The following is a 24,687-nucleotide window of genomic DNA, read 5'->3' on the forward strand; positions in this document are numbered from 1 at the left end:
AAAGGCAGGTCCGCTCCAACAGGGAGCGGTTGCCGGTTTTAGTGCTGCAGAATCTTGTCGAGGAAATGCTGCGCGCGGTCCGAGCGGGCGTTGATGTCACCGAAGAACTCTTCTTTCTTGCAGTCTTCGATGATTTTGCCCTGATCCATGAAGATCACCCGGTCCGCCACTTTACGGGCGAAGCCCATTTCGTGGGTGACGCACATCATGGTCATGCCTTCGTTGGCCAGTTGCACCATCACGTCGAGCACTTCGTTGACCATTTCCGGGTCGAGCGCCGAGGTCGGTTCGTCGAACAGCATGACGATCGGGTCCATCGCCAGTGCTCGGGCAATCGCCACCCGCTGTTGCTGACCACCGGAGAGCTGGCCCGGGTGCTTGTGGGCGTGAGCCGAAAGGCCGACGCGCTCAAGCAGTTGCAGGCCCTTTTTGGTGGCCTCTTCCTTGCTGCGGCCTAATACCTTGATCTGCGCGATGGTCAGGTTTTCGGTGATGGTCAGGTGCGGGAACAGTTCGAAATGCTGGAACACCATGCCAACGCGCGAGCGCAGTTTTGGCAGGTCGGTCTTCGGGTCGGCGATGGATATGCCATCGACCACCACGTCACCTTTCTGGAACGGTTCCAGGGCGTTGACGCATTTGATCAGGGTGGATTTACCGGAGCCGGACGGCCCGCACACCACAATCACTTCGCCTTTTTTGACCTCGGTGCTGCAATCAGTCAGTACCTGGAAGTCGCCATACCACTTGTTGACATTCTTGATAGAAATCATACGGCAAACCTTTTTTGCAGACGCTTGACCAGCCGTGAGGCGGCAAAGCTGATTGTGAAGTACACGAGACCTGCGATGATCAGGAACTCATTGGCGCGGCCGATGATGTCGCCACTGGCCCGCGTAGCATTGAGGAAGTCCACCAGGCCTACTGTGTAGACCAGCGAGGTGTCCTGGAACAGGATGATGCTTTGTTGCAGCAACAGCGGCGTCATCTTACGAAACGCTTGCGGCAGGATGATCAGGCGCATCATCTGGCCGTAGCTCATGCCCAACGCCTTGGCTGCGCCCATCTGACCTTTGGGAATCGACTGCACACCGGCCCGGACGATTTCGCAGAAGTACGCCGCTTCGAACATCATGAAGGCCACGATGCACGAGGTGAACGCACCGATCGGCGTGTCTTCGCCGGTGATCCAGCGCAGCACGAACGGTACCGCCAGGTAGAACCAGGTGATCACCAGCAGCAGCGGGATCGAGCGGAAGTAGTTCACATAAGCGCCGGCAATGTTCGACAGCAGCTTGCTGTGGGACAGGCGCATCAGCGCCAGGAGAGTGCCGAGGATGATCCCGCCGACGACGCCGAGTACCGTCAGTTGCAGGGTCATGACCATGCCGTTCCACATGCCGGGGACGGCCTGGACGACGCCACTGAAATCGAGATCCATTATTTACCCCCCACGGAAATCAGGCCGGGCACCGCAACTTTCTTCTCGACCATGCGCATCAGCAGCATCAGGCTCATGTTCAGGGTGAAGTAGATCAGGGTGGCCAGGGTGAAGGCTTCGAACAGGTTGGCGGAGAACTCGGCGGTCTGTTTGGTCTGTGCGAGCAGCTCCATCAGGCCGATCAGGGACGCGACGGAGGAGTTCTTGAAGACGTTGAGAAATTCCGAGGTCAGCGGCGGAATGACGATCCGGTAGGCTTGGGGCAGCAGCACATTCCAGTAGATTTGCGGCAGCTTGAAGCCCATGGCGCGGGCGGCCGATTCCTGGCCACGCGGCAGCGCCTGGATACCCGTGCGCACTTGTTCGCAAACCCGGGCGGCGGTGAACAGGCCCAGGCACACCACGACGCTCAGGTAGGCCGAGGTGGTCGGATTCAGGTCCTGCTTGTACCAGTCCTGCAGGTTTTGCGGCAACAGGTCGGGCACCAGGAAGTACCAGATGAACAGCTGAACCAGCAGCGGTACGTTACGAAAGAGTTCCACATAGCAGGTGGCGATGCCCGATACCAGGCGATTCGGTACGGTACGCATGACGCCGAGCACCGAGCCCAGCATCAAGGCGACGATCCAGGCCACGATGGCGATGGCGATGGTCCAGCCCAATCCCGTGATGAACCAGTCGAGATAGGTCTCGCTGCCCACGCCGGTGGACTTGAAGAACACGCCCCAATCCCAGTTGTAATTCATTAGGGTCTCCCCTCAGATCGATCAATGTACAAGTGCCCGCCTGGGGAAACTCCGTTCCCTCTGACCTCGACGGTCAGGCACACGCGAGCGGCTCGACAACCACCGGTTCGAGTGTTTCCAGAAAATGCCAGCAGGTAGTGACAGCCTCCTGAAAGGGTGCAGACCCTGTCAGGAGGCGGGTTAGTCAGAAATCAGGATTTCTTTTCTTCAGCCGCTTTGTCGGTCGGGTTGGCGATCAGGGTCTTGAGCTCGTCGCTCATCGGGAACATCAGGTTCAGGTTTTTTGGCGGGATTGGCTGCATGAACCATTTTTCGTAGATCTTGTTGATCTCGCCGGACTTGTAAGTCGCAACGATGGCGTCGTCCACAGCCTTCTTGAACGGCGCGTCGCCCTTACGGACCATGCAACCGTAGATTTCGTAGGACTGTGGAGTACCGGTCACGGCCCAGTCAGTCGGCTTCTTGGCCTTGGCCATTTCACCGGCCAGCAAGGCGTCGTCCATCATGAAGGCGACAGCACGGCCCGATTCCAGCATCTGGAAGGATTCGCCATGGTCTTTGGCGGAGATGACGTTCATGCCCATCTGCTTGTCGGCGTTCATCGACTTCAGAATGCGTTCGGACGTGGTGCCGGCGGTGGTCACGACGTTCTTGCCTTTGAGATCGGCGAAGTCTTTGTAGGTCGAGTCGTTTTTCGACAGCAGCTTGGTGCCGATTTCGAAGATGCCAACGGAGAAGTCAACTTGTTGCTGGCGTTCGGCGTTGTTGGTGGTGGAGCCGCATTCGACGTCCACAGTGCCGTTCTGCACCAGTGGAATACGGGTTTGCGAGGTGACCAGGTTGTATTTGACCTGCAGGTTCGGCATGTCCAGGTCTTTCTTGATGGCTTCAACGATTTTCAGCTGAATATCGTGGGAGTAGCCGACCGGTTTGCCGGATGCGTCTGCAATGTAGGAAAACGGAATAGAAGCGTCGCGATGCCCCAGGGTAATGGTGCCGGACTCTTTGATCTTCTTCAGGGTGCCGGTGAGTTCGGTGGCGAAAACTGGCGTGCTGATCAGTGCGGCAGCAATGGCTGCGCCCAGGATATGGGGAACGATACGCATCAAATTTTCCTCTACATTGTTTTTATATGGAGCCAGTTCATCAGCTCTTTTGTACTGCGGAATGCCTTGACGGCTCCTGACGTGTTGGCACATCAGACATTCGTCCCAAAATGTAGAGCATGAGTCGTGCCAGGCCAGGATGCGCTTATTAACGTATTGATTTAAAAGGATATTCAATATTTATTGAGTTGATTTTCAGGGCGGATTATCCGGTTTACCGAATTGACCGAAGAGTCGCGTTCGGAAAACCGAATGCTGGAAAAGCGCAAATCTTGTAGGAGCAAGGCTTGCCCGCGATGAACGATAACGCGGTGTAACAGACAGATCGCGTAACGGCCATCGCGAGCAAGCTTTGCTCCTACAGAGGGGGCGGGTTGTCAGTATGAAAAAAGCCCCTGAATCGTGAGAGTCAGGGGCTTTCGTTGCGCCGGATTACCGATCAGGCCGCTTCGATCTTGCTGCGGTTCTGCTTGAGCTTGTTCAGGTACAGCTGCACGTTCTCTTGTTCCGCCTGGGTGGTGAACAAGCCCAGTTTGCTGCGACGCCAGAGAATGTCGTGAGCGCTGGTGGCCCATTCTTCGCTGCACAGGTAATCGACTTCGCGGGTGTAGAGACCGCCCCCCAGGTGTTCGCCCATGTCCTTCAGGCTCTGTACACCTTCAAGCATGCGCCAGGTGCGGCTGCCGTAAGTGGTGGCCCAGCGCCGGGCAATTTCCGTCGGCAGCCAGTCGAACTTGTCGCGAATCAATGCGCTCAAGGCTTGCGGCGTGGTCATGTCTTCGCCGCCCGGCAGGGGCGCTTGCGCGGTCCAGCTCGGCTTCATGTCCTTGAAGTAGGGTGCCAGCTGCGCCATGGCCGACTCGGCCAGTTTGCGGTAGGTGGTCAGCTTGCCGCCGAACACCGACAGCAGCGGTGCTTCTTCAGCACTGCCGGACAGTGCCAGGGTGTAATCGCGGGTCACGGCCGAAGGATTGTCGGATTCGTCGTTACACAGCGGACGAACACCGGAATAGGTGTGCAGGATGTCGCTGCGGCTGATTTGTTTCTTGAAGTGCGCGTTGACCACTTTCAGCAGGTAATCGGTCTCGCCTTCGGTGATGGCGACTTTCGCCGGATCGCCGGTGTACTCGCGGTCCGTGGTACCAATCAGGGTGAATTGATTGAGGTACGGAATGGTGAACACGATGCGCTGGTCTTCGTTCTGCAGGATATGTGCGTGTTCACCTTCGTACAGCTTCGGCACGATCAGGTGGCTGCCCTGAATCAGACGGATGCCGTAAGGCGATTCCATCTTCAGGTCATCACGGATGAACTTGGCGACCCATGGACCGGCGGCATTCACCAGCGCCTTGGCGCGGATCGAGAACAGGCTGCCATCGGCGCGTTCCAGGTTCAGCTCCCACAGGCCTTTGCTGCGACGGGCGCTGACACAGCGGGTCTGGGTGTGAACGTGGGCGCCTTTTTCGCGGGCGGCCATGGCGTTGAGCACCACCAGGCGGGCATCGTCGACCCAGCAATCGGAGTATTCGAAACCTTTGGTGATTTCGCTTTTCAGTGCGCTGTCGGCACCGAACTTCAGGCTTTTGGAGCCGGCGAGTTTTTCCCGCTTGCCGAGATGATCATAAAGGAACAGGCCTGCGCGGATCATCCACGCCGGGCGCAGGTGCGGGCGGTGCGGCAACACGAAGCGCATTGGCTTGACGATGTGCGGGGCCTTGGCCAGCAGTACTTCACGCTCGGCCAGGGCCTCACGCACCAGGCGGAATTCGTAATGCTCGAGGTAGCGCAGGCCGCCGTGGATCAGCTTGCTGCTGGCGGATGAGGTATGACTGGCCAGATCGTCCTTTTCGCAAAGGAACACCGAAAGACCGCGACCGGCGGCATCCGCTGCAATCCCCACACCGTTAATCCCGCCACCAATGACGGCGATATCGTAGACCTCGGCAAGAGGAGGCATAGGCAAGGTGGAAGTGGGCATCGGCTGGCCTCGGGGTTCTTTCTATATTTGAATTCGAACATTAATGTTCATTTGTGAAAATGGTAGCGCATAAACCCGGGCACGGCTAGCCGACTTCGATTGAAAATTCTGATCGAAGGGAGGGGAAAGGAAAATTTTCGAACATTTAGAAGGCATATGTCGCTTTTGTGGCGAGGGAGCTTGCTCCCGCTGGGGCGCACAGCGGCCCTAAAACCTGAATCTGCAATTTGTCAGGCACAACGCATCAAGCAATTTACGACTGCTGCGCCCGAGCGCGGACCGGTCGGCGGGAGCAAGCTCCCTCGCCACGGGGGAGCTTGCTCTTGAGATAGGGGGTTAAACGACTTCCAGCCGAATCTTGTGCTGGCTCAGCAGCTGCGCAAGTGCCGGTACTGGCGCGTGGTCGGTCACCAGGCAGTCGATCAGGCTAATCGGCCCCAGGCGGACCATGGCGTTGCGGCCGAACTTGCTGGAGTCTGCTGCCAGCAAGACTTGCCGGGCGTTGGCGATGATCGCCTGGGAGACACGCACTTCCTGGTAGTCAAAGTCGAGCAGGCTGCCGTCTTCATCGATACCGCTGATGCCGACCAGCGCAAAGTCGACCTTGAACTGGTTGATGAAGTCGACGCAGGACTGACCGACTACGCCACCGTCACGGCGCACGTTGCCACCGGCCAGCAGGACTTCGAAGTCATCCTTGGCGCTGAGGATCGAGGCGACGTGCAGGTTGTTGGTGATCACCTTGAGATGGCTGTGATTGAGCAGCGCCCGGGCGATGGATTCGGTGGTGGTACCGATATTGATGAACAGCGAGGCGTGATCGGGGATTTGTGCGGCGATGGCTTCGGCGATGCGTTGTTTCTCATCGCGCATCTGATCGGCACGCATGGCGTAGGCGGTGTTTTCGACACTTGAATCGTAAGCGGCGCCGCCGTGATAGCGACGCAACAAATTCACTTCCGCCAATTGATTGATATCGCGGCGGATGGTCTGCGGTGTAACAACAAATAGCTGAGCCATTTCCTCGATGCTGACGTAGCCGCGTTCGCGGACCAGTTCGAGGATTTGCTGCTGACGGGGAGGCAGATTCATAGGGCTTCCTTTGGGCTGCCGTGCAAAATTTGCCCATGATGCCGTACGAATCACCTCCCTACCAGTTACATACCGATACGAATCCGCTACTTGGCTTATTCAGCGCCTTCGTGCGGTTCCCAGTCGCGGGTGCGGCTGACGGCTTTTTTCCAGCCGGCGTAGAGTTTTTCCTTCGCTGTTTCGTCCAGTTGCGGGTCGAACTCGCGCTCGATCACCGCCTTGCCGCGCAGTTCGTCCAGGCTGCTCCAGAAGCCGCAGGCCAGGCCGGCCAGGTAGGCGGCGCCCAGTGCAGTGGTTTCACGCATTTGCGGGCGCTCGACCTTGGTGCCGAGGATGTCCGCCTGGAATTGCATCAGGAAGTTGTTCGCAACCGCACCGCCGTCTACGCGCAGAGCCTTGAGTCGTTCGCCGGAGTCGTGTTGCATGGCGTCGAGTACGTCGCGGGTCTGGTAGGCAATCGACTCCAGTGCGGCGCGAATGATGTGATCGACGCGTACGCCGCGAGTCAGGCCGAACAGCGCGCCACGGGCATACGGGTCCCAGTATGGAGCGCCGAGGCCGGTGAAGGCGGGCACCAGATACACGCCGTTGCTGTCCTTGACCTTGTTGGCGAAGTATTCGGTGTCGTGAGCGTCGTTGATGATCTTCAACTCGTCGCGCAGCCACTGAACGGTGGAGCCGCCGTTGAACACCGCGCCTTCCAGTGCGTAGGCCACTTCGCCACGTGGGCCGCAGGCGATGGTGGTGAGCATGCCGTGCCGGGATTTCACCGCTTTGTCGCCGGTGTTCATCAGCAGGAAGCAGCCGGTGCCATAGGTGTTTTTCGCCTGGCCCGGTTCAACGCACATCTGGCCGAACAGCGCGGCCTGCTGGTCGCCGGCAATACCGCCGATGGCGATGCCGCTCTTGGTGTGGCCATAGATTTCTGACGACGACTTGACCTCCGGGAGCATCTCGCGCGGGATGTCCAGCACCTCGAGCATCTTCGCGTCCCACTCCAGGGTGTGGATGTTGAAGAGCATGGTGCGTGAGGCGTTGGTGTAGTCGGTGACGTGGGTCTTGCCGCCGGTAAATTTCCAGATCAGCCAGCTGTCGATGGTGCCGAACAGCAGCTCGCCTTTGCGTGCGCGTTCGCGGCTGCCTTCGACGTTGTCGAGGATCCACTTGAGTTTGGTGCCGGAGAAGTACGGGTCGGTGACCAGGCCAGTGGTTTCACTGATGTACTGCTCAAAGCCGTCGCGCTTGAGTTGCTGGCAGATTTCGGTGCTGCGGCGGCATTGCCAGACGATTGCGTTGTAGATCGGCCGACCGGTGGTCTTGTCCCAGACCACAGTGGTTTCACGCTGGTTGGTGATGCCGATGGCCGCCACCTGATCGTGATGCAGGCCGGCTTGCGCCAGGGCCTCGACCATCACGGCGCTTTGGGTGGCGAAGATTTCCATCGGGTCGTGTTCGACCCAGCCGGCCTGCGGGTAATGCTGGGCGAATTCGCGTTGTGCGGTGCAGACCACGTTGGCGTCACGGTCGAAAATGATCGCCCGGGAGCTGGTCGTGCCCTGATCGAGGGCAATGATGTAGTTCTTATTCTGAGTGTCGGTCATGTCGATTGCCTTGGACGAAATAAGGGAGTGGGTTGGGGCGCGTGATCAATGGTGGGCAGGATCACGCGCTACCGCTTTCAGGAAATTCGTGCTTTGCCGTCAATGGCCTGTTCTGCATCCTTTGTAGCAATTACGGGGCTTGGCAGGTGACGGGCAATCAGCCCGCGATACGCTGCCGCGCCGAGGCAGGCACCAACGATCGGTGCAAAAACCGGAATCAGGAAGTACGGAATATCACGGCCGCCAGTGAAGGAAATTTCACCCCAGCCAGCGAAGAAAGTCATCAGTTTAGGACCGAAGTCGCGTGCCGGGTTCATCGCAAAACCGGTCAGCGGGCCCATCGAGCTGCCAATGACGGCGATCAGCAGGCCGATCAACAGCGGCGCCAGCGGGCCTTTAGGCAGGCCATTGTTGTCGTCGGTCAGGGACATGATCACGCCCATCAGGATGGCGGTGATGATCACCTCCACCAGAAACGCCTGGGCCGTCGACAGGGTAGGGTTCGGGAACGTGGAGAACACCGAGGCCAGTTCAAGGCTGGCTTGTGATCCACGAACCATCTGGTGAGTTTGTTCGAAATCGAAGAACAGATTGCTGTAAAGCGTGTAAACCAACAGCGCCGCGCAGAAGGCGCCAGCGACCTGGGAGAAGATGTAGAGCGGCAGTTTACGCTTCTCGAAATCGGCGAAAATGCACAGCGCGATGCTGACGGCCGGGTTCAGGTGAGCGCCGGAAACACCCGCGGTCAGGTAGATCGCCATGCTCACGCCGATCCCCCAGATGATGCTGATTTCCCACAGCCCAAAGCTGGCACCCGCGACTTTGAGCGCGGCAACACAGCCGGTACCAAAAAAGATCAATAAGGCAGTACCTAGGAACTCGGCCATGCATTGGCTCGAGAGCGATGGTTGTTGTGATGCAGTTGTCATTGAAAACCTCGTTTTTGTTGTTGTTGGGCGCTCTTCCCGAAATGGTCAGGGCACGATTTTCACCGAGGCAGGATCCCCATCCTGGTCTCGGCCTACTGCCGGGTACTGCCTGGAAATGTTCGCACATTATTCAGATTCGAAAAAATATAGACAAGAAACGCTGCTGTCAAAGGTCGAAAGTGAACCATTGGTCATATTTAAACTATTAGTCAGGTGAATGATCATTTGGATGGACCCGGGAGGTGTCTGGAAATTGCCTCGCGTTTGGCTGTTCCAGAGTGAACAGGGGCCGGTAATAGAGCCTTTTATTCGGTGATGGCCTAGAATCCTGCGCAGTATTTTTCTTCTTTCGCCAGGCTTGGAGCTGCCATGACCCCCGCATTGGATCTGTTGAAAAAAGTTCGTGCCGAACATCGCGTGCACAGTTATGAACATGATCCGAAGGCTGCGTCCTACGGTCTGGAGGCAGCGGAAAAGCTCGGGCTGGATCCGGCGCAGGTGTTCAAGACACTGCTGGCAGCCAGTGAAAAGGGCGAGTTGCTGGTGGCTGTCGTGCCGGTCGTCGGAAGTCTGGACTTGAAAGCGCTGGCGCATGCCGCCGGGGTGAAGAAAGTCGAAATGGCTGATCCCGCAGCCGCGCAACGGGCGACCGGTTACTTGCTGGGTGGCATCAGTCCATTGGGGCAGAAGAAGCGTTTGCGCACCTTCATCGATAACAGTGCTCAGCCTTTCGCGAGCATTTACGTCAGCGCGGGTCGACGCGGTCTTGAGGTCGAGTTGGCGGCGACGGTGCTGGCCGAGCATACCCAGGCCACATTCGCCGATATCGGTCGGGCCTGACCGCCGCGCTGTATGGTGAAAATCGGCAAGTTCTGTCTCTGGTTGCCGGGTAACGGCTGATGCATGCTCGCCTTCGCCTAACAAGAAGGAGAGCACTCATGCAGCTAGCGTTTCATCAGGTCGATGCGTTCAGCGACCAACCGTTCAGTGGCAACCCGGCAATGGTCTATCGGCTCGACGCCTGGCTCGCCGATGACTTGATGCAAAAAATCGCCGCCGAACACAACCTTGCCGAAACCGCGTTTGTGGTGCGTGAGGCGCAAGGCTGGCGTATCCGCTGGTTCACGCCGACCACCGAGGTGCCGTTGTGTGGCCACGCGACACTGGCCAGCGCTTATGTGTTGTTCGAGGTCTATAAAGAGCCGGTCGAGCGCCTGGACTTCATCAGCAAGTCGGGCCCCTTGAGTGTGAGTCGGGAAGGCAAGCGGCTATGGCTGGATTTTCCGGCGATTGAACTGCGTGAAGTCGGCGTGACCCTTGATGTAGAGCGGGCGCTGGGTGTGCAGGCAGTTGATGTGCTGGGCTCCAACGAATTGTTCGTGGTACTGGAGTCGGAGCAGGCGGTGCTCGATTGCCAGCCGGACATGGTCGCGCTGGCGAGGTTGCCTTGGCCTGGCGCGATCGTGACTGCGCCTGGCTCGCGGCATGATTTCGTCTCACGGTACTTTGCCCCGGCCATCGGTATCAACGAAGACCCGGTCACCGGCTCGACTCATTGCAGCCTGATTCCGTACTGGTCGCAGCGTTTGGATAAATCGAACCTGACGGCGTATCAGTGTTCGGCGCGGGGCGGGGAGTTGTTCTGCCGTCTGGAGGGGGGGCGGGTGAAAATCGGTGGTCATGCGACGCTGGTGGCCAGCGGAACCTTGATGCTCGGCTAAGGCTCGCCTCTGTAGGAGCAAGGCTTGCCCGCGATAGGATCGCCGTGGTGTCACTGGTACACCGCATTATCGTTCATCGCGGGCAAGCCTTGCTCCTACAGTACGGGGGCGTGGTGTCAGTTGGCGGTGCTGTACCGACGAACCCCGGACTCTACCGCTGGAATGTGCGCCGCCGTGCTGCCGGCTGCCTGGAACAGCACCAGGTGTTCGGCGGCCACGCGAATGCCGACGTCGCCACCGACCAGATGATCGGCATGGCTCGGGAAGATCGATTCCAGTTGGCTGCCGGTCGGCAACTGCAGGCGATACAACGTCGATGCACCCAGAAAGGTCTTGCCAACGATCCGTGCCTTCAATGGGCTGTCGGGCGCATAAACGATATCGTCCGGGCGCAGCAATACATCCACCGTGCCACCGGCAGGCCAGGTATAGGCTCGATTACCGCGCAGCACACCGAGTTCGGTCTGTACCGATTCCGGGGTCTGCAACTGACCGCGAATGAAATAACCCTGACCGATAAAGCTCGCCACAAACGGTGTTTGCGGTTCGTGGTACAGGTTGTAAGGCGTGTCCCACTGCTCCAGTCGACCCTCCTTGAACACACCAACCTGATCGCTGACGGCAAAGGCCTCTTCCTGGTCGTGAGTCACCAGAATCGCACTGGTACCACGGGCCTTGAGGATGTCCCGGACTTCATGGCTGAGCTTGCGGCGCAATTCGCCATCGAGGTTGGAGAACGGTTCGTCGAGCAACAGCAGTTGTGGCTCCGGTGCCAACGCCCGGGCCAGTGCAACGCGCTGTTGCTGGCCGCCGGAAAGTTCGTGCGGGAAGCGCTTGCCGAGGTGCTTCAGGTTGACCAGCTCAAGCATCTCTTCGGTGACCCGGTCTTTCCGGGGATGCTTGCGAATGCCAAAGGCGATGTTCTCGGCCACGCTCAGGTGCGGGAACAGCGCGTAGTCCTGGAACACCATGCCGATTCGGCGTTTTTCCGGCGCGAGGGTGAAACCGGCGCTGGAGATGGTTTCACCGGCCAGCTGGATTTCCCCTTCGTGAACCGGTTCAAAGCCTGCAATCGCCCGCAGGGTGGTGGTCTTGCCGCAGCCGGACGAGCCCAGCAGGCAGCCGATGTCACCGGCATTGAGGTGCAGGTTGAGGTTCTGGACGACCCGCTGGTCTTGATAACCGCAGGCCAGATTACGCAGATTCAGCAGTAATGAATGACTCATGCGTGGTGATACGAAGGCTCAACGAGAAATTCGAGCAGGGCCTTTTGCGCATGAAGACGGTTCTCAGCCTGATCCCAGGCAACCGAACGCGGGTCGTCGAGCAGGTCTAGGCTGATTTCTTCACCGCGGTGGGCGGGCAGGCAGTGCATGAACAACACATCCGCAGCGGCCAGATCGAGCAGCGCACGATTAACCTGAAACGGTGCGAATAGCTTGAGGCGCTTGGCGGTTTCTTCTTCCTGGCCCATGGAGGTCCAGACGTCGGTGCTGACCAGATGTGCGCCGCGTACCGCATCCCGAGGATCGCGGACGATGATTACCCGATCGCCGGCCTTGGCCACGAATTCCGGGTTTGGCTCATAGCCTTCAGGGCAGGCGATACGCAGTTGGAAGTCGAACTGGATGGCGGCTTCTATATAGCTGTTGCACATGTTGTTGCCGTCGCCGATCCAGGCCACGGTCTTGCCCTGGATCGAGCCGCGATGTTCGAGGAAGGTCTGCATGTCGGCCAGCAACTGACACGGGTGCAGGTCGTCGGACAGGCCGTTGATGACGGGCACGCGCGAGTTGGCCGCGAATTCGGTCAGGGTGCTGTGGGCGAAGGTACGGATCATCACCGCATCGAGCATGCGCGACATGACGATGGCGCAGTCGCCGATCGGTTCGCCGCGACCCAGTTGGGTGTCACGGGGCGACAGGAAAATCGCCTGGCCGCCAAGCTGGATCATGCCGGCCTCAAACGACAACCGGGTGCGCGTCGAGGATTTCTCGAAGATCATCCCGAGTACGCGATTTTTTAACGGCTCGAACAGTACGCCGCGGTTACGCAGGTCTTTGAGCTCAATGCCTCGACGGATCACGCTGACCAGCTCTTCGGGCGTGCAATCCATCAGGGAGAGAAAGTGCCTTGCGCTCATCATTGACTACCTTTTTGCAACAGACCGCAGATACTCAAAGCCTTGTTTAACTGAAAAACGGGCGAGACCTGCGGCGAAAGCCGCACGGGGCGACGAAATAGGGGAAGGCGCGATATTGACATTAAATGTCGCGTCTTACCAATAGGCTACGGTTTTTAGGGGATTTCAGAGGGGCTACGGGATGACCGCAGCCGCGCTTTTGAAGTCTGTTTCCTGACAGCAGCAACCTCTTTGTACACTGCCCTCGCGCGCCTTGGCAATCAAGCGGGGCGGGCTAAGCACAGTCTCGGTCGGTTTCTGACCTGTCGGCCGGGGTGGTTGCAGGCAGGATTCAGCCTGCCTTCGCTTGAAACATTTGCTAATGCAAAGTGCTGGGTTATAACTAACTCACGAGTGACACAGGAAGCCTTTGGAATGGAATCGAAAGAACAGCAATTGCTGGAGCTGCTGGGTCTCACGGCACGCACCCTGACTCACCTGACCGCTTCCATGACCTCAATGTCCTTTGAGTTGATGCGCAGCGAGGATGACGTGACCAAGGCTGCGGGTCGACGGATGATCGACCGTATGGCCACCATCAGCGCCGGGCTCGACGAGCACTGGCGCCTGATCGGCGAACTCACGGGCGTGCACATTGCCCAGGAGCAGATCGAAACCATCCAGGAAATCCAGCTTCAAGCGCCCTCCAGACTTCCCCAAGGCTGATATCGGCGGGCCTGATGGGCCTCGATTCACAAGACGAACGTCGCTGGCGCAGCGCTCGGTCACAGCCCATAGTTTTGTTCCCGCAACCTGATGCCGGTTGCCTCGAATAAAACAGAGAATGGCCATGACCAAGACTCTTCATCACCGTGCCTGCCACCTGTGTGAAGCCATTTGCGGCTTGACCATCGAAACCACCGCCACCGAAGACGCTGGCGTGCAAATCACCTCGATCAAGGGTGATCCGCAGGACAGCTTCAGTCGCGGCCACATCTGCCCCAAGGCGGTGGCGCTGCAAGATATCCAGAACGACCCCGACCGCCTGCGACAGCCGATGCTGCGGGTCGGCAGCGAGTGGCAAGCGATTGCCTGGGACGAGGCTTTCGCTCTGGTGGCTGAACGCCTGTCGGCGATTCAGGAGCGCCATGGCCAGAATGCCGTCGCGGTTTATCAGGGCAATCCCAGCGTGCACAACTATGGGTTGATGACCCACAGCAATTACTTCCTTGGCTTACTCAAAACCCGCAACCGTTTCTCTGCAACCTCGGTCGATCAATTGCCTCAGCATCTGACCAGTCATTTGATGTACGGCCACGGTTTGCTGCTGCCGATTCCAGACATCGATCACACTGATTTCATGTTGATCCTGGGCGGCAATCCGCTGGCCTCCAACGGCAGCATCATGACCGTGCCGGATGTCGAAAAGCGCTTGAAGGCGATTCAGGCCCGAGGCGGCAAAGTGGTAGTGGTCGATCCGCGTCGCAGCGAAACGGCAGCGATTGCCGATCAACATGTATTTGTCCGTCCGGGCGGTGACGCGGCGCTGTTGTTCGGGTTGCTCAATACCATGTTCGCTGAAGGCTTGAGCCGCGACAGTCATTTGCCGGTAGACGGGCTGGAGGAGGTTCGCCAGGCCGTCGCATCCTTTAGTGCCGAGGCCATGAGCCCGCTGTGCGCCGTGCCGGCCGAGCAGATTCGTCAGTTGGCGCGAGACTTCGCCAGCGCGAAGACCGCCGTGTGTTATGGCCGTATGGGCGTTTCGACCCAGGCGTTCGGCACCTTGTGTCATTGGCTGGTGCAACTGATCAATCTGCTCACCGGTAACCTTGATCGGGTCGGCGGTGCGCTGTGCACCGAGCCTGCGGTTGACCTGGTGGCATCGACCTCGGGCGGGCATTTCAATCTGTGGCAAAGCCGCGTGTCCGGCCGCCCGGAATACGCCGGTGAGTTGCCGGTCTCGGCGATGGCCGAAGAGATGCTCACCAAAGGAGAAGGGCAGGTGCGGGCGTTGATCACCGTGGCCGGTAACCCGGTGTTGTCGACACCTAATGGCCGGCAGTTGGAGCAGGCGCTGGACGGGCTGGAGTTCATGCTCAGCATTGACCTCTATATCAACGAGACCACGCGTTATGCCGACCTGATTCTGCCGTCGACCTCGGCGCTGGAAAACGATCACTACGACACCACGTTCAATATGTTCGCGGTGCGCAATGTCAGCCGTTTCAACCGGGCAATCCTGCCCAAGCCTGAGGGCGCGTTGCACGATTGGGAGATTTTCGTCGGCCTGGCCCAGGCTTTTGCGGCGAAGACCGGCAAAGAGCTGAAGCCGACGATACCTCCGGCGAAAATGATCGACCTCGGTTTGCGAGCCGGGCGCTATGGTGACGCTTCGCCGCACAAACTGTCGGTGGCGAACTTGTTCGATCATCCTCACGGGGTCGAACTGGGGGCTCTTCAGGCGAACCTCGCGCCGCGACTGAAAACCGCCAACCAGCGCGTGCAGGCGGCGCCACCGGCGATCCTGGCCGACCTTGCACGATTTGCCGCATTGCAGGCACCCGCTGCCGATGAGTTGTTGATGATCGGCCGCCGCCATGTGCGCAGCAATAACTCGTGGATGCACAACTATCACCGTTTGGTGAAAGGCAAACCGCGTCATCAGTTGCTGATGCACCCGGACGATCTTTCCAGTCGCGGACTCAGCGATGGGCAGCGGGTGCGGGTCAGTTCACGGGTCGGGGTGATCGAAGTCGAAGTGCTGAGCAGTGTCGAAATGATGAAAGGCGTGGTCAGCCTGCCGCATGGCTGGGGTCATGCCCGGCCGGGAGTGCAGATGACCATTGCCATGGGCCAGCCAGGCTCCAGCGCCAATGACCTGACGGATGAGCGCCAGCTCGATGAGTTGTCCGGAAATGCAGCGCTCAATGGTGTACCGGTGACCGTCGCGGCAGCGTAAGTGTCTGTCGGGGAGACCGAGCATGGCGCTCGGCTTTCCGTTACAATGCGTCACCGTGCCGACAACTGAGTCGGAAAGTTCAGCCGAGGTGCTCCATGGATATCATTGAAACTATTAAAGAGCAGATTGCTAACAACACCATTCTGCTTTACATGAAAGGCTCGCCGAATGCCCCACAGTGTGGCTTCTCCGCGAAAGCCGCTCAGGCCGTCATGGGCTGTGGTGAGAAGTTCGCTTATGTGGACATCCTGCAGAACCCGGAAATCCGTGCCAACCTGCCAAAGTACGCCAACTGGCCAACCTTCCCGCAATTGTGGGTCGCTGGTGAGCTGGTCGGTGGTAGCGACATCATGACTGAAATGGCCGCTGACGGTTCGTTGCAGGCCCTGATCAAGGACGCTGCGGCAAAAGCCGCTGCTGGCAAGACCGAAGCCTGATTGATAGGCAGCAGCGGCCGCCCGGCCGCTGCTGCTGGTAATAAAAAGCCCCGCCACTCGTAAGAGGGCGGGGCTTTTTATTGAGTCGAGATCAGTGCTGTAGAACTTACTCGTCGCCCATCTGCGATTGCAGATAGTTCTCAAGACCGACTTTATCGATCAGGCTCAGTTGAGTTTCCAGCCAGTCGATATGCTCTTCTTCGGATTCGAGAATATCTTCAAGCAGTTCACGGCTGCCGAAGTCCCCGACTGTTTCGCAATGCGCGATAGCCACTTTGAGGTCGGCATGGCCGGTGCGCTCGATACGCAGGTCACATTCAAGCATTTCCTTGGTGTGCTCGCCGATGTGCAGCTTGCCCAAGTCCTGGACGTTTGGCAGGCCTTCGAGGAACAGGATGCGCTTGATCAGCTTGTCCGCGTGTTTCATCTCGTCGATGGATTCGTGGTACTCGTGCTTGCCGAGTTTGTTCAGGCCCCAGTCTTCATACATGCGCGCATGCAGGAAATACTGATTGATTGCGACCAGCTCATTGCCAAGAATCTTGTTGAGGTGCTGGATAACCGTGATGTCGCCTTTCATGTGGGGTCCTGCCCTTTAATTACCCTATAGACGGTGAAGTCTGAGCTTGGCAGTTGTTAGTGTCAAACCTAAGTTATTGAATACTATATGAAAATTAATCGGAATAAGAATGTTTGTGTTCCGCATTCTAACGCTAAGCGATTGAATTACAGGCATAAAAAAACCGGACGCTAAGTCCGGTTCTTTCGAATGTTCTATTTATGCTGCCGAAAATTCTACAGGGTAGGGGATCGCCGCTTGGCTCAATTGCAATTCGGCCAGGGTTTCGCGTACCACTTGCTTGGCAAGGCAGGCACATTTTCCACATTGGCCGGCAACGCCGGTGGCTTGGCGTACCTCGCGGTAGCTGCAGCAACCTTCATAGATCGCATCGCGGATTTTTCCGTCGGTGACACCAGTGCAAAGGCAGACATACATAAAATGAGAACCGTCGTGGGTTATGGCTCGGTTGCGACGGATATTAATGTTAACGAGAATGATTGTCAAAGTGGTTCCGGCAGGCTTTACGCCAGAGCAGCGATTGCCTGACGAACGGCATAATGCGGCCCGGGATGGTGTCATTAAGCCTGCGCCGAGGTTTTTGATGTCGTTGTAAAAAGCGCTAAGGACTGGCGAAAAACGCGGTGTATGATGTGCGGTCCTTGCGAAGGGCACTCGATTCATGAACCTGTCGTTTATTCGCGACAGACTGGTTCGATACCGTTCTTCCCGCCACCACACCAGGAGATATCCAATGAGCGTACTCGTAGGCAAACAAGCCCCTGACTTCACCGTACCGGCCGTACTCGGCAATGGCGAGATCGTTGACAGCTTCACCCTGTCCTCGGCCATCAAAGGCAAATACGGCCTGGTGTTCTTCTACCCGCTGGACTTCACCTTCGTTTGCCCGTCCGAGCTGATCGCTCTGGACCACCGCATGGCTGACTTCAAGGCACGCAACGTTGAAGTGATCGCTGTTTCGATCGACTCGCACTTCACCCACAACGCCTGGCGCAACACCCCGATCAATGCCGGCGGCATCGGTCAGGTTCAGTACATCATGGCTGCTGACATGAAGCACGACATCGCCAAGGCCTACGACGTTGAGTCCGAAGGCGGCGTGGCTTTCCGTGGCGCATTCCTGATCGACGACAAGGGCGTTGTTCGCTCGCAAATCGTCAACGACCTGCCACTGGGCCGTAACATGGAAGAGCTGATTCGCCTGGTCGACGCCCTGCAATTCCACGAAGAGCACGGCGAAGTTTGCCCGGCCAACTGGAAAAAAGGCGACAAGGGCATGACTGCTTCGCCAGAAGGCGTTGCGGCTTACCTGACCGAGAACGCTGGCAAGCTGTAAGCCACGCGTCAGGCATAAAAACCGGCCGTTGAGGCCGGTTTTTTTATGCACGGGATAAATCCTGCGACTGAATCAGTCGTTGAAATCTTCCCAGCCGCCCATTTGTTTCCAGCGATTGACGATGCCGCAAAACAAATCGGCAGTCTTCTCGGTGTCGTAGCGAGCCGAGTGGGCCTCGCGTCCGTCAAAGTCGATGTCGGCAGCCTGGCACGCCTTGGCCAGGACCGTTTGACCATAAGCCAGACCGGCCAGTGTCGCGGTGTCGAAGCTGGAGAACGGGTGAAACGGATTGCGCTTCATGTCCAGGCGCGCAACGGCGGCGTTGAGGAAGCCCAGGTCGAAGCTGCTGTTATGGCCGACCAGGATCGCCCGTTTGCAGCCGTTGGCCTTCAGCGCCTTGCGCACACCACGGAAGATGTCGGTCAGCGCTGCTTCCTCACTCACGGCCATGCGCAGTGGGTGATCAAGCTTGATCCCGGTGAACTCCAGCGCTGCGGCTTCGACGTTGGCGCCTTCAAACGGTTCTACACGGAAGAAATAGGTGTGATCAGGGTACACAAAACCTTTTTCGTCCATGCTGATGGTCGTGGCGGCAATTTCCAGCAAGGCGTCGGTGGCACAGTTGAAACCACCGGTTTCAACGTCGACGACAACGGGCAAGTATCCACGGAACCTGGCTGCCATCGGGTGACGTGAACCACCTCCGCCTGAACTTTCCTGTTCGTCGTCGAAATGGTCTTCACTCACGCGTGTTCCTCCAGCAGGCGCCAGCGCAGTTGTTCACCGGCGCGCAGCGGGATGACAGTCAGCTCGCCGAACGGCAGGCTGGTTGGGGCGGTCCATTCTTCGCGGACCAGGGTAATGCGATCGGTGTTCGCCGGCAGGCCGTAGAAACGCGGGCCGTTGAGGCTGGCGAAGGCTTCGAGCTTGTCCAGCGCATTGCGCTGTTCAAAGGCTTCGGCGTACAGCTCGATCGCGGCATAAGCGGTGTAACAACCGGCACAGCCACACGCGGCTTCTTTGGCGTGTTGGGCGTGCGGGGCCGAGTCTGTCCCCAGGAAGAACTTCTCGCTGCCGCTGGTGGCGGCGTCAAGCAGGGCGACCTGATGGGTATTGCGCTTGAGAATCGGCAGGCAATAGAAGTGCGGACGAATCCCGCCCACCAGCATGTGGTTGCGGTTATACAGCAGGTGGTGAGCGGTGATGGTTGCGCCAACGTTGGCCGAAGCCTCGTTGACGAACTGCACGGCATCGCGGGTGGTGATGTGTTCGAACACCACTTTGAGCGTTGGGAAACGCTCCACGACCCGGCGCATGTGCTCGTCGATGAAGATTTTTTCGCGGTCGAAAACATCGACGTCGCCGCGGGTGATTTCACCGTGAATCAACAAGGGCATCCCGACCTCGGCCATGGCCTCGATCGCGGGGAAAATCTTGTCGATGCTGGTCACACCGGAATCGGAGTTGGTGGTCGCGCCAGCCGGATACAGCTTGGCGGCGTGAACGAAACCGCTGGCCTTGGCCTCGCGAATTTCATTGGGTGTAGTCCGGTCAGTGAGGTAGAGCACCATCAACGGTTCGAAACGGCTGCCGGCCGGGCGCGCAGCGAGAATGCGCTGGCGATAGGCGTCGGCTTCGGCGGCGTTACGCACCGGTGGTACCAGGTTAGGCATGATGATGGCGCGACCAAAGGTGCGCGCGACATCCGCGACAGTATTGGGCAACACAGCACCATCGCGAAGATGAATATGCCAGTCGTCGGGACGCAGCAGGGTCAGGCGGTCGGACATTGGGGATTCCAGGCGGGTCAAACTCAAGGGAATGCTACCGGAAAAGACTCATCCAGGCACTCGCTATCAAGTTTTGCAGCAAGCTTCCGATATGACAAAGGTATGCCGTAATTATATGTATCGGTCTTTTTGTTGTAGAAGCCAGTGGAGCCTCCCGTGCGCCAGCGTTATTTAGCCTTGCTCAGCGTGTTTGCCAGCCTTCCTGCGATGGCGCTCACTTTCCAGACGCGTCTGGAGAGCATCGAGTGGACGGTCGAAGGCGACAAGTTCGAATGTCGCCTGAGCCAGCCGATTACCGATTTCGGTTCGGGCGAGTTCGTGCGGCGCGCAGGCGAGCAGGCCACCTTTCGTCTGAAGGCTTACAACTCGATGATCGCGGGCGGCTCGGCGACCTTGCTGGCGGCCGCTGCGCCTTGGCAGCCGGGGCGCGGCGATATCAATCTGGGGTCGGTCAAGGTCGGCAGCGGTGATGTGCTGTTCAACAGTTCGCAACTGCAGGCCGGACGTCTTATCGGTGGTTTGATGGAAGGTCGCAGTCCGCTGATTCGTCATTATTCGCGCGATGGCGGGGTGTCGGAAGTCCGTTTGTTGCCGGTCAGTTTCAACAAGGCCTACGCCGATTATCAGGCGTGTGTCGCCAAGTTGCTGCCGATGAATTATGAGCAGGTGAAGCAGGCTGAGATTGGTTTCCCGGGCGGTGGTATCGATCTGGACGCGCAAGCCAAAGCCAGGCTGCAGGTCATGCTGACGTTCATGAAGGCCGACCCGACGGTCAATCACATCGAACTCGACGGCCATTCCGATAACAGCGGCAATCGCCTGACCAACCGTGACCTGTCCCGGCGCAGGGCGCTGGCGGTGATGGACTTCTTCAAGGCCAATGGCATTGCGGAATCACAGATCACGATGCGCTTTCACGGTGAGCGTTATCCATTGGCCCCTAATACCAACACCGCCAATCGGGCCAGGAATCGCCGGGTCAACGTTCATCTTGAGCGTATTGAACCCACCGACAAACCGGCTCCGCAAGTCAGCTCGGCGAGCAGTGCCGCGACGACCTCCTGAACCGGCTGAAATAGTCGCTCGCTCGACATAATCTGTCGCTTGGTCATCATAAGCTGTCGCGCCTCTGTAATTTATCCTCTCGCAGCGGTAGACTTCATGGCTTTCCGTAGAACCCCGTGGAGTGATGGCATGGCGGACGTAAACAAGGTCGTTCTGGCGTATTCCGGCGGCCTGGACACTTCGGTGATCCTCAAGTGGCTGCAGGATACTTATAACTGTGAAGTGGTGACCTTTACCGCTGACCTGGGTCAGGGTGAAGAGGTTGAGCCGGCCCGCGCCAAGGCACAAGCCATGGGCGTAAAAGAAATCTACATCGACGATCTGCGCGAAGAATTCGTGCGTGATTTCGTTTTCCCGATGTTCCGCGCCAACACCGTTTACGAAGGCGAGTACCTGCTGGGTACCTCCATCGCTCGTCCGTTGATCGCCAAACGCCTGATCGAAATCGCCAACGAAACCGGCGCTGACGCCATTTCCCATGGTGCGACCGGCAAGGGTAACGACCAGGTTCGTTTCGAGCTGGGTGCCTATGCACTCAAGCCTGGCGTGAAAGTGATCGCCCCTTGGCGCGAGTGGGACCTGCTGTCCCGCGAGAAGCTGATGGATTATGCCGCGAAGCACGCGATCCCGATCGAGCGTCACGGCAAGAAAAAATCCCCGTACTCGATGGATGCCAACCTGCTGCACATCTCCTATGAAGGCGGCGTGCTGGAAGACACCTGGACCGAGCACGAAGAAGACATGTGGCGCTGGACCGTCTCCCCGGAGAACGCTCCCGACAAGCCGCAGTACCTGGAACTGACTTACCGCAACGGCGACATCGTTGCACTGGACGGCGTCGAAATGACTCCGGCTACCGTGCTGGCGACCCTGAACCGTATCGGTGGCGAACACGGTATCGGCCGTCTGGACATCGTCGAGAACCGTTACGTCGGCATGAAGTCCCGTGGCTGCTACGAAACCCCGGGCGGCACCATCATGCTGCGTGCTCACCGGGCGATCGAGTCGATCACTCTGGATCGCGAAGTGGCTCACCTCAAAGACGAGCTGATGCCTAAATACGCCAGCCTGATCTACACCGGTTACTGGTGGAGCCCTGAGCGTCTGATGCTGCAACAGATGATCGATGCTTCCCAGGCACATGTGAACGGTGTGGTTCGCCTGAAACTGTACAAAGGCAACGTGATCGTCACCGGTCGCAAGTCTGACGAGTCGTTGTTCGACGCCAACATTGCTACCTTCGAAGAAGATGGCGGCGCCTACAACCAGGCTGATGCAGCCGGCTTCATCAAGCTGAACGCTCTGCGTATGCGGATTGCCGCAAACAAAGGCCGCAAGCTGTTCTGATGCTGTTGGCATGATCAACGATTGTGGCCCCGTTTGTAACGGGGCCACAATGTGATCGAAGAATTCGTGTGTGGCTGTTTGTCTCCTGAATCTGTGTTACCAGGTCTTGCGCTTTAACTTCCTGGATTGTCTGTACCCCCTCCTTTCTGTTCTGTCTGTGTCAGAGACTATTTACCCGGCCACTGTACTGGGTAGGTGTCAGGGCTGGCTGACGACGGTCACGGCCAATGTGCTCAAGTTATAAATCATGTAAAAAGAGTCGTTGTGCTTCAGGGCTTTTGCATCTGATTTTTTGAGTGCTCTTTCGTTAATCAAATGTCCCGACTCACCGCTCGTCAGAAAGACGATCACTTCACTGTGGTGGTGTTTCCTTGAATAGAGAGCACTCATCAAACTGTCGACATCTTTCTTTTTACGAGTCCATCGTGCATCAATGATCCGCATGCCGTGTATTGACGCGGGTAAGGACACTGGGTGTTGGGTCGACAGGTTTGCGATGAAGGTTATATAGGCAGGTGGAGCGGGTGCGCCCTGAAGCAGATAGTCGGGTTTACCTCCTTTGATTGAGTGTGGTTGATTGTCCTCTTCAACAGGGTCGTTGATGGAGGTTTTTCTGTTTTTTTCTGGTTGAGCAGCATCGTCGATGACTTTTACAAACTGCTTGCTCTTTTGAAAGTCAGAAGGGGCATACAGGGATTTATAGTTAAAGTTTAGCGTAATAAAAAATAGAAAGAGCAGGTAAAAAGGGAAGCTGATCAGAAACCAGATGTAAGTCTGACGCTCCTCGTTATCAAGAAAGGGCAGCGATACGGCCGCCGAAGTTTCGGAGAGTGTCGCAAATATCGCAATTATGGTCATTGGGTTGGAGATTTTTTTTTGAGTTTTTGTCATTTTGATTGCTCGTTAAATAGTGATCTATAGTGGATTCCTTGTGGGTGAAGTTGTTGGGTGGTAGTGGTTGTCTGGTACTAATTTATTATTGTTTGTAAAGGGTTTGTGGAGCGGTCTGCTTTGCAGTTTTATCACTATTTTTAACGGATCCATAGCCTTCTTTTAGTGTGATTTATGTAAAGGGGGGCGAAAGCGGGTTGTTTTTTGACAGTAGATTGATGTTCCGGATTGGCCGGGGTGGAGTATGTGTTGTCAGCCGATTTTTGATGCCTGCTGAAAAAAAACAGTTGATCAGAGGAGGGTATAGCCTCGAATAAACTTTAAGCGACATTGTTTTTTATGAAATCCTGTAGGGGGAATCTTTGTTGTTTGTAGGGATTGTCTCTCGGTGTGGGTGGTTGGGGTGGGCAGCATCCCAAGGTCCAAACGACTACGCTATTGTGCGGGCTCTAAAAATTCGAACAGCGAAAATTGGACTTGCCCATGAATAAAGTGCTGATCGTGGATGATCACCCCGTCATTCGTCTTGCTGTACGTATGCTAATGGAGCGTCATGGCTACGAAGTCATTGCCGAAACGGACAATGGTGTAGATGCCTTGCAACTTGCCCGTGAACAGATGCCGGATATCGTGATACTGGATATCGGTATTCCGAAACTGGATGGCCTTGAAGTTATTGCACGCTTGACCTCGACCACCACGCCTTTGAAAGTGCTGGTCTTGACGTCGCAGGCTCCCGGTCACTTTTCAATGCGTTGCATGCAGGCAGGGGCAGCCGGGTATGTCTGCAAGCAGCAGGATCTCACCGAGTTGCTCAGTGCGATCAAGGCTGTATTGTCCGGGTACAGCTATTTTCCGAATCAGGCTTTGCACTCGGTTCGCTCAAGTTTGGGGAATGCGAGTGAAGCAGACATGGTGGATCGTCTGTCTGGAAGGGAAATGATGGTTTTACAACAGTTGGCCCGAGGCAAGACCAACAAGGAAATTGCCGATGGAATGTTCCTCAGCAATAAAACCGTCAGTACTTACAAAACGCGTCTGCTATTAAAGCTCAATGCTCGCTCGCTGGTAGACCTGATCGAGCTTGCGCAGCGTAATGGTCTGGTTTGAGTCTCTCGGGGTGCGCAGTGCTTGGCGCATGGAGACGCTTGCAGGTAAGCGGCGTCTGGTTGGATTTTGAGTCGCCGGATGGCTTGTCCTGATGTCCGGGCGCTCTGGGTGCATTGAATCAGAGGGCATTGCCCAGCGGTTGAGGGCGTGCTGAAAAGCCTCCATTTCGGGAGGCTTTCAGGTGTTAAAGGTCAAAATCGTAATCGGCCAGTTGCTTTTGCAAGCGGCGCTCCTCCAAGAGATTATCGATGGTGCGACGTTTGCTCAGGTTGGTCTTCGCTACCTCTACCACAGGCTCGGCATCATCGGCCTCAACAGAGATGAAGTCGTCTTCTGTGTCCAGTTGTTCTTTGCCAGTGCTCATAAGGTTAACTCCAGGCTAAGACTGCCGTTGGCGCCTCTTATATCGACATTCTCCTGGCGGGTAAAAAAGATT

The 24,687-nt window shown here is 57.3% G+C and carries 25 protein-coding genes; 9 read left to right on the top strand and 16 right to left on the bottom strand.

Going from position 1 to position 24,687, the window contains the following annotated elements; genetic code table 11:
• Nucleotides 1–38: 38 nt before the first annotated feature.
• The 8 genes from HK44_RS21170 to HK44_RS21205 form a co-directional block, all read right to left on the bottom strand.
• Nucleotides 39–773, bottom strand: a complete 735-nt coding sequence (locus tag HK44_RS21170) for an amino acid ABC transporter ATP-binding protein (RefSeq protein ID WP_019693375.1) — start codon at nt 771–773, stop codon at nt 39–41.
• On the bottom strand, nt 770–1,441 hold the full coding sequence (locus HK44_RS21175) for an amino acid ABC transporter permease (protein ID WP_019693374.1): 672 nt from the start codon (nt 1,439–1,441) through the stop codon (nt 770–772). Before HK44_RS21175 ends, HK44_RS21170 begins: the two co-directional genes overlap by 4 nt.
• On the bottom strand, nt 1,441–2,187 hold the full coding sequence (locus HK44_RS21180; protein ID WP_019693373.1) for an amino acid ABC transporter permease: 747 nt from the start codon (nt 2,185–2,187) through the stop codon (nt 1,441–1,443). The genes HK44_RS21175 and HK44_RS21180 overlap by 1 nt, the downstream gene beginning before the upstream one ends.
• A 191-nt stretch (nt 2,188–2,378) precedes the next feature.
• Entirely contained in the window at nt 2,379–3,293 is a 915-nt protein-coding gene (locus tag HK44_RS21185; RefSeq protein WP_019693372.1) for a glutamate/aspartate ABC transporter substrate-binding protein, read from the bottom strand.
• A gap of 439 nt (nt 3,294–3,732) precedes the next feature.
• A complete protein-coding gene (gene glpD / locus HK44_RS21190; protein ID WP_019693371.1) occupies nt 3,733–5,271 on the bottom strand; it encodes a glycerol-3-phosphate dehydrogenase in 1,539 nt (512 codons plus the stop codon).
• Nucleotides 5,272–5,607: 336 nt separating this feature from the next.
• On the bottom strand, nt 5,608–6,363 hold the full coding sequence (locus HK44_RS21195) for a DeoR/GlpR family transcriptional regulator (protein ID WP_019693370.1): 756 nt from the start codon (nt 6,361–6,363) through the stop codon (nt 5,608–5,610).
• Between the two features lie 95 nt (nt 6,364–6,458).
• Nucleotides 6,459–7,964: a glycerol kinase GlpK gene (gene glpK, locus HK44_RS21200; RefSeq protein ID WP_019693369.1), complete on the bottom strand. Its 1,506-nt coding sequence runs from the start codon at nt 7,962–7,964 to the stop codon at nt 6,459–6,461.
• Nucleotides 7,965–8,041: 77 nt separating this feature from the next.
• On the bottom strand, nt 8,042–8,893 hold the full coding sequence (locus HK44_RS21205; protein WP_019693368.1) for an MIP/aquaporin family protein: 852 nt from the start codon (nt 8,891–8,893) through the stop codon (nt 8,042–8,044).
• A 369-nt stretch (nt 8,894–9,262) separates the two neighbouring features.
• Here HK44_RS21205 and ybaK point away from each other — a divergent pair, with 369 nt between their 5' ends.
• The gene (gene ybaK / locus HK44_RS21210; RefSeq protein WP_019693367.1) at nt 9,263–9,733 is read left to right on the top strand and encodes a Cys-tRNA(Pro) deacylase; all 471 of its coding nucleotides are present in this window, start codon (nt 9,263–9,265) and stop codon (nt 9,731–9,733) included.
• Between the two features lie 98 nt (nt 9,734–9,831).
• The gene (locus HK44_RS21215; protein WP_019693366.1) at nt 9,832–10,614 is read left to right on the top strand and encodes a PhzF family phenazine biosynthesis protein; all 783 of its coding nucleotides are present in this window, start codon (nt 9,832–9,834) and stop codon (nt 10,612–10,614) included.
• A gap of 116 nt (nt 10,615–10,730) precedes the next feature.
• On the opposite strand, the gene HK44_RS21220 is transcribed toward HK44_RS21215, so the two are convergent.
• Both HK44_RS21220 and argF read right to left on the bottom strand, forming a co-directional pair.
• Nucleotides 10,731–11,840, bottom strand: a complete 1,110-nt coding sequence (locus HK44_RS21220) for an ABC transporter ATP-binding protein (protein ID WP_019693365.1) — start codon at nt 11,838–11,840, stop codon at nt 10,731–10,733.
• Entirely contained in the window at nt 11,837–12,757 is a 921-nt protein-coding gene (gene argF, locus HK44_RS21225; protein ID WP_024265114.1) for an ornithine carbamoyltransferase, read from the bottom strand. Before argF ends, HK44_RS21220 begins: the two co-directional genes overlap by 4 nt.
• Nucleotides 12,758–13,171: 414 nt before the next feature.
• Here argF and HK44_RS21230 point away from each other — a divergent pair, with 414 nt between their 5' ends.
• The 3 genes from HK44_RS21230 to grxD all read left to right on the top strand — a co-directional run bounded on the left by HK44_RS21230 (nt 13,172) and on the right by grxD (nt 16,132).
• Nucleotides 13,172–13,462: a hypothetical protein gene (locus HK44_RS21230; RefSeq protein WP_019693363.1), complete on the top strand. Its 291-nt coding sequence runs from the start codon at nt 13,172–13,174 to the stop codon at nt 13,460–13,462.
• A 124-nt stretch (nt 13,463–13,586) separates the two neighbouring features.
• On the top strand, nt 13,587–15,695 hold the full coding sequence (locus HK44_RS21235) for a molybdopterin oxidoreductase family protein (RefSeq protein ID WP_019693362.1): 2,109 nt from the start codon (nt 13,587–13,589) through the stop codon (nt 15,693–15,695).
• 95 nt (nt 15,696–15,790) lie between these two features.
• Nucleotides 15,791–16,132 (top strand): Grx4 family monothiol glutaredoxin, encoded by a 342-nt coding sequence (gene grxD / locus HK44_RS21240; RefSeq protein ID WP_019693361.1) that lies wholly within the window; start codon nt 15,791–15,793, stop codon nt 16,130–16,132.
• A 106-nt stretch (nt 16,133–16,238) separates the two neighbouring features.
• On the opposite strand, the gene bfr is transcribed toward grxD, so the two are convergent.
• Entirely contained in the window at nt 16,239–16,712 is a 474-nt protein-coding gene (gene bfr / locus HK44_RS21245) for a bacterioferritin (RefSeq protein ID WP_019693360.1), read from the bottom strand.
• Nucleotides 16,713–16,910: 198 nt separating this feature from the next.
• Entirely contained in the window at nt 16,911–17,129 is a 219-nt protein-coding gene (locus HK44_RS21250) for a bacterioferritin-associated ferredoxin (protein WP_019693359.1), read from the bottom strand.
• 316 nt (nt 17,130–17,445) lie between these two features.
• Between HK44_RS21250 and HK44_RS21255 the strand changes: the two genes are divergently transcribed.
• The gene (locus HK44_RS21255; protein ID WP_019693358.1) at nt 17,446–18,048 is read left to right on the top strand and encodes a peroxiredoxin; all 603 of its coding nucleotides are present in this window, start codon (nt 17,446–17,448) and stop codon (nt 18,046–18,048) included.
• A gap of 72 nt (nt 18,049–18,120) precedes the next feature.
• Here HK44_RS21255 and rnt read toward each other — a convergent pair whose 3' ends face one another.
• Nucleotides 18,121–18,795: a ribonuclease T gene (gene rnt / locus HK44_RS21260; protein WP_019693357.1), complete on the bottom strand. Its 675-nt coding sequence runs from the start codon at nt 18,793–18,795 to the stop codon at nt 18,121–18,123.
• Nucleotides 18,792–19,838, bottom strand: a complete 1,047-nt coding sequence (pyrC, locus tag HK44_RS21265; protein ID WP_019693356.1) for a dihydroorotase — start codon at nt 19,836–19,838, stop codon at nt 18,792–18,794. The genes rnt and pyrC overlap by 4 nt, the downstream gene beginning before the upstream one ends.
• 156 nt (nt 19,839–19,994) lie before the next feature.
• Here pyrC and HK44_RS21270 point away from each other — a divergent pair, with 156 nt between their 5' ends.
• Both HK44_RS21270 and HK44_RS21275 read left to right on the top strand, forming a co-directional pair.
• Nucleotides 19,995–20,903: a flagellar protein MotY gene (locus HK44_RS21270; RefSeq protein WP_019693355.1), complete on the top strand. Its 909-nt coding sequence runs from the start codon at nt 19,995–19,997 to the stop codon at nt 20,901–20,903.
• Nucleotides 20,904–21,032: 129 nt separating this feature from the next.
• Nucleotides 21,033–22,250: an argininosuccinate synthase gene (locus HK44_RS21275; RefSeq protein WP_019693354.1), complete on the top strand. Its 1,218-nt coding sequence runs from the start codon at nt 21,033–21,035 to the stop codon at nt 22,248–22,250.
• Nucleotides 22,251–22,448: 198 nt separating this feature from the next.
• Here the strand turns inward: HK44_RS21275 and HK44_RS21280 are convergent, their stop codons facing one another.
• Nucleotides 22,449–23,141: a hypothetical protein gene (locus tag HK44_RS21280; RefSeq protein ID WP_019693353.1), complete on the bottom strand. Its 693-nt coding sequence runs from the start codon at nt 23,139–23,141 to the stop codon at nt 22,449–22,451.
• A gap of 483 nt (nt 23,142–23,624) precedes the next feature.
• On the opposite strand from HK44_RS21280, the gene HK44_RS21285 reads away from it, so the two are divergent.
• Complete coding sequence (locus tag HK44_RS21285) at nt 23,625–24,251, top strand: response regulator transcription factor (RefSeq protein ID WP_019693352.1); 627 nt, start codon at nt 23,625–23,627, stop codon at nt 24,249–24,251.
• A 184-nt stretch (nt 24,252–24,435) separates the two neighbouring features.
• On the opposite strand, the gene HK44_RS21290 is transcribed toward HK44_RS21285, so the two are convergent.
• Complete coding sequence (locus HK44_RS21290) at nt 24,436–24,615, bottom strand: PA3496 family putative envelope integrity protein (protein WP_019693351.1); 180 nt, start codon at nt 24,613–24,615, stop codon at nt 24,436–24,438.
• Nucleotides 24,616–24,687: the final 72 nt, after the last annotated feature.

Origin of the sequence: Pseudomonas fluorescens HK44, assembly GCF_000217955.3 — a bacterium.
In the GTDB taxonomy this organism is placed as follows: Bacteria; Pseudomonadota; Gammaproteobacteria; order Pseudomonadales; family Pseudomonadaceae; genus Aquipseudomonas; species Aquipseudomonas fluorescens_AQ.

Excerpts from the sequence above, each read along its gene's own strand:
- HK44_RS21170 (WP_019693375.1), bottom strand. The coding sequence starts at position 773 with ATGATTTCTATCAAGAATGTCAACAAGTGGTATGGCGACTTCCAGGTA.
- HK44_RS21175 (WP_019693374.1), bottom strand. The coding sequence starts at position 1,441 with ATGGATCTCGATTTCAGTGGCGTCGTCCAGGCCGTCCCCGGCATGTGG.
- HK44_RS21180 (WP_019693373.1), bottom strand. The coding sequence starts at position 2,187 with ATGAATTACAACTGGGATTGGGGCGTGTTCTTCAAGTCCACCGGCGTG.
- HK44_RS21185 (WP_019693372.1), bottom strand. The coding sequence starts at position 3,293 with ATGCGTATCGTTCCCCATATCCTGGGCGCAGCCATTGCTGCCGCACTG.
- glpD (WP_019693371.1), bottom strand. The coding sequence starts at position 5,271 with ATGCCCACTTCCACCTTGCCTATGCCTCCTCTTGCCGAGGTCTACGAT.
- HK44_RS21195 (WP_019693370.1), bottom strand. The coding sequence starts at position 6,363 with ATGAATCTGCCTCCCCGTCAGCAGCAAATCCTCGAACTGGTCCGCGAA.
- glpK (WP_019693369.1), bottom strand. The coding sequence starts at position 7,964 with ATGACCGACACTCAGAATAAGAACTACATCATTGCCCTCGATCAGGGC.
- HK44_RS21205 (WP_019693368.1), bottom strand. The coding sequence starts at position 8,893 with ATGACAACTGCATCACAACAACCATCGCTCTCGAGCCAATGCATGGCC.
- ybaK (WP_019693367.1), top strand. The coding sequence starts at position 9,263 with ATGACCCCCGCATTGGATCTGTTGAAAAAAGTTCGTGCCGAACATCGC.
- HK44_RS21215 (WP_019693366.1), top strand. The coding sequence starts at position 9,832 with ATGCAGCTAGCGTTTCATCAGGTCGATGCGTTCAGCGACCAACCGTTC.
- HK44_RS21220 (WP_019693365.1), bottom strand. The coding sequence starts at position 11,840 with ATGAGTCATTCATTACTGCTGAATCTGCGTAATCTGGCCTGCGGTTAT.
- argF (WP_024265114.1), bottom strand. The coding sequence starts at position 12,757 with ATGAGCGCAAGGCACTTTCTCTCCCTGATGGATTGCACGCCCGAAGAG.
- HK44_RS21230 (WP_019693363.1), top strand. The coding sequence starts at position 13,172 with ATGGAATCGAAAGAACAGCAATTGCTGGAGCTGCTGGGTCTCACGGCA.
- HK44_RS21235 (WP_019693362.1), top strand. The coding sequence starts at position 13,587 with ATGACCAAGACTCTTCATCACCGTGCCTGCCACCTGTGTGAAGCCATT.
- grxD (WP_019693361.1), top strand. The coding sequence starts at position 15,791 with ATGGATATCATTGAAACTATTAAAGAGCAGATTGCTAACAACACCATT.
- bfr (WP_019693360.1), bottom strand. The coding sequence starts at position 16,712 with ATGAAAGGCGACATCACGGTTATCCAGCACCTCAACAAGATTCTTGGC.
- HK44_RS21250 (WP_019693359.1), bottom strand. The coding sequence starts at position 17,129 with ATGTATGTCTGCCTTTGCACTGGTGTCACCGACGGAAAAATCCGCGAT.
- HK44_RS21255 (WP_019693358.1), top strand. The coding sequence starts at position 17,446 with ATGAGCGTACTCGTAGGCAAACAAGCCCCTGACTTCACCGTACCGGCC.
- pyrC (WP_019693356.1), bottom strand. The coding sequence starts at position 19,838 with ATGTCCGACCGCCTGACCCTGCTGCGTCCCGACGACTGGCATATTCAT.
- HK44_RS21275 (WP_019693354.1), top strand. The coding sequence starts at position 21,033 with ATGGCGGACGTAAACAAGGTCGTTCTGGCGTATTCCGGCGGCCTGGAC.
- HK44_RS21280 (WP_019693353.1), bottom strand. The coding sequence starts at position 23,141 with ATGACAAAAACTCAAAAAAAAATCTCCAACCCAATGACCATAATTGCG.
- HK44_RS21285 (WP_019693352.1), top strand. The coding sequence starts at position 23,625 with ATGAATAAAGTGCTGATCGTGGATGATCACCCCGTCATTCGTCTTGCT.
- HK44_RS21290 (WP_019693351.1), bottom strand. The coding sequence starts at position 24,615 with ATGAGCACTGGCAAAGAACAACTGGACACAGAAGACGACTTCATCTCT.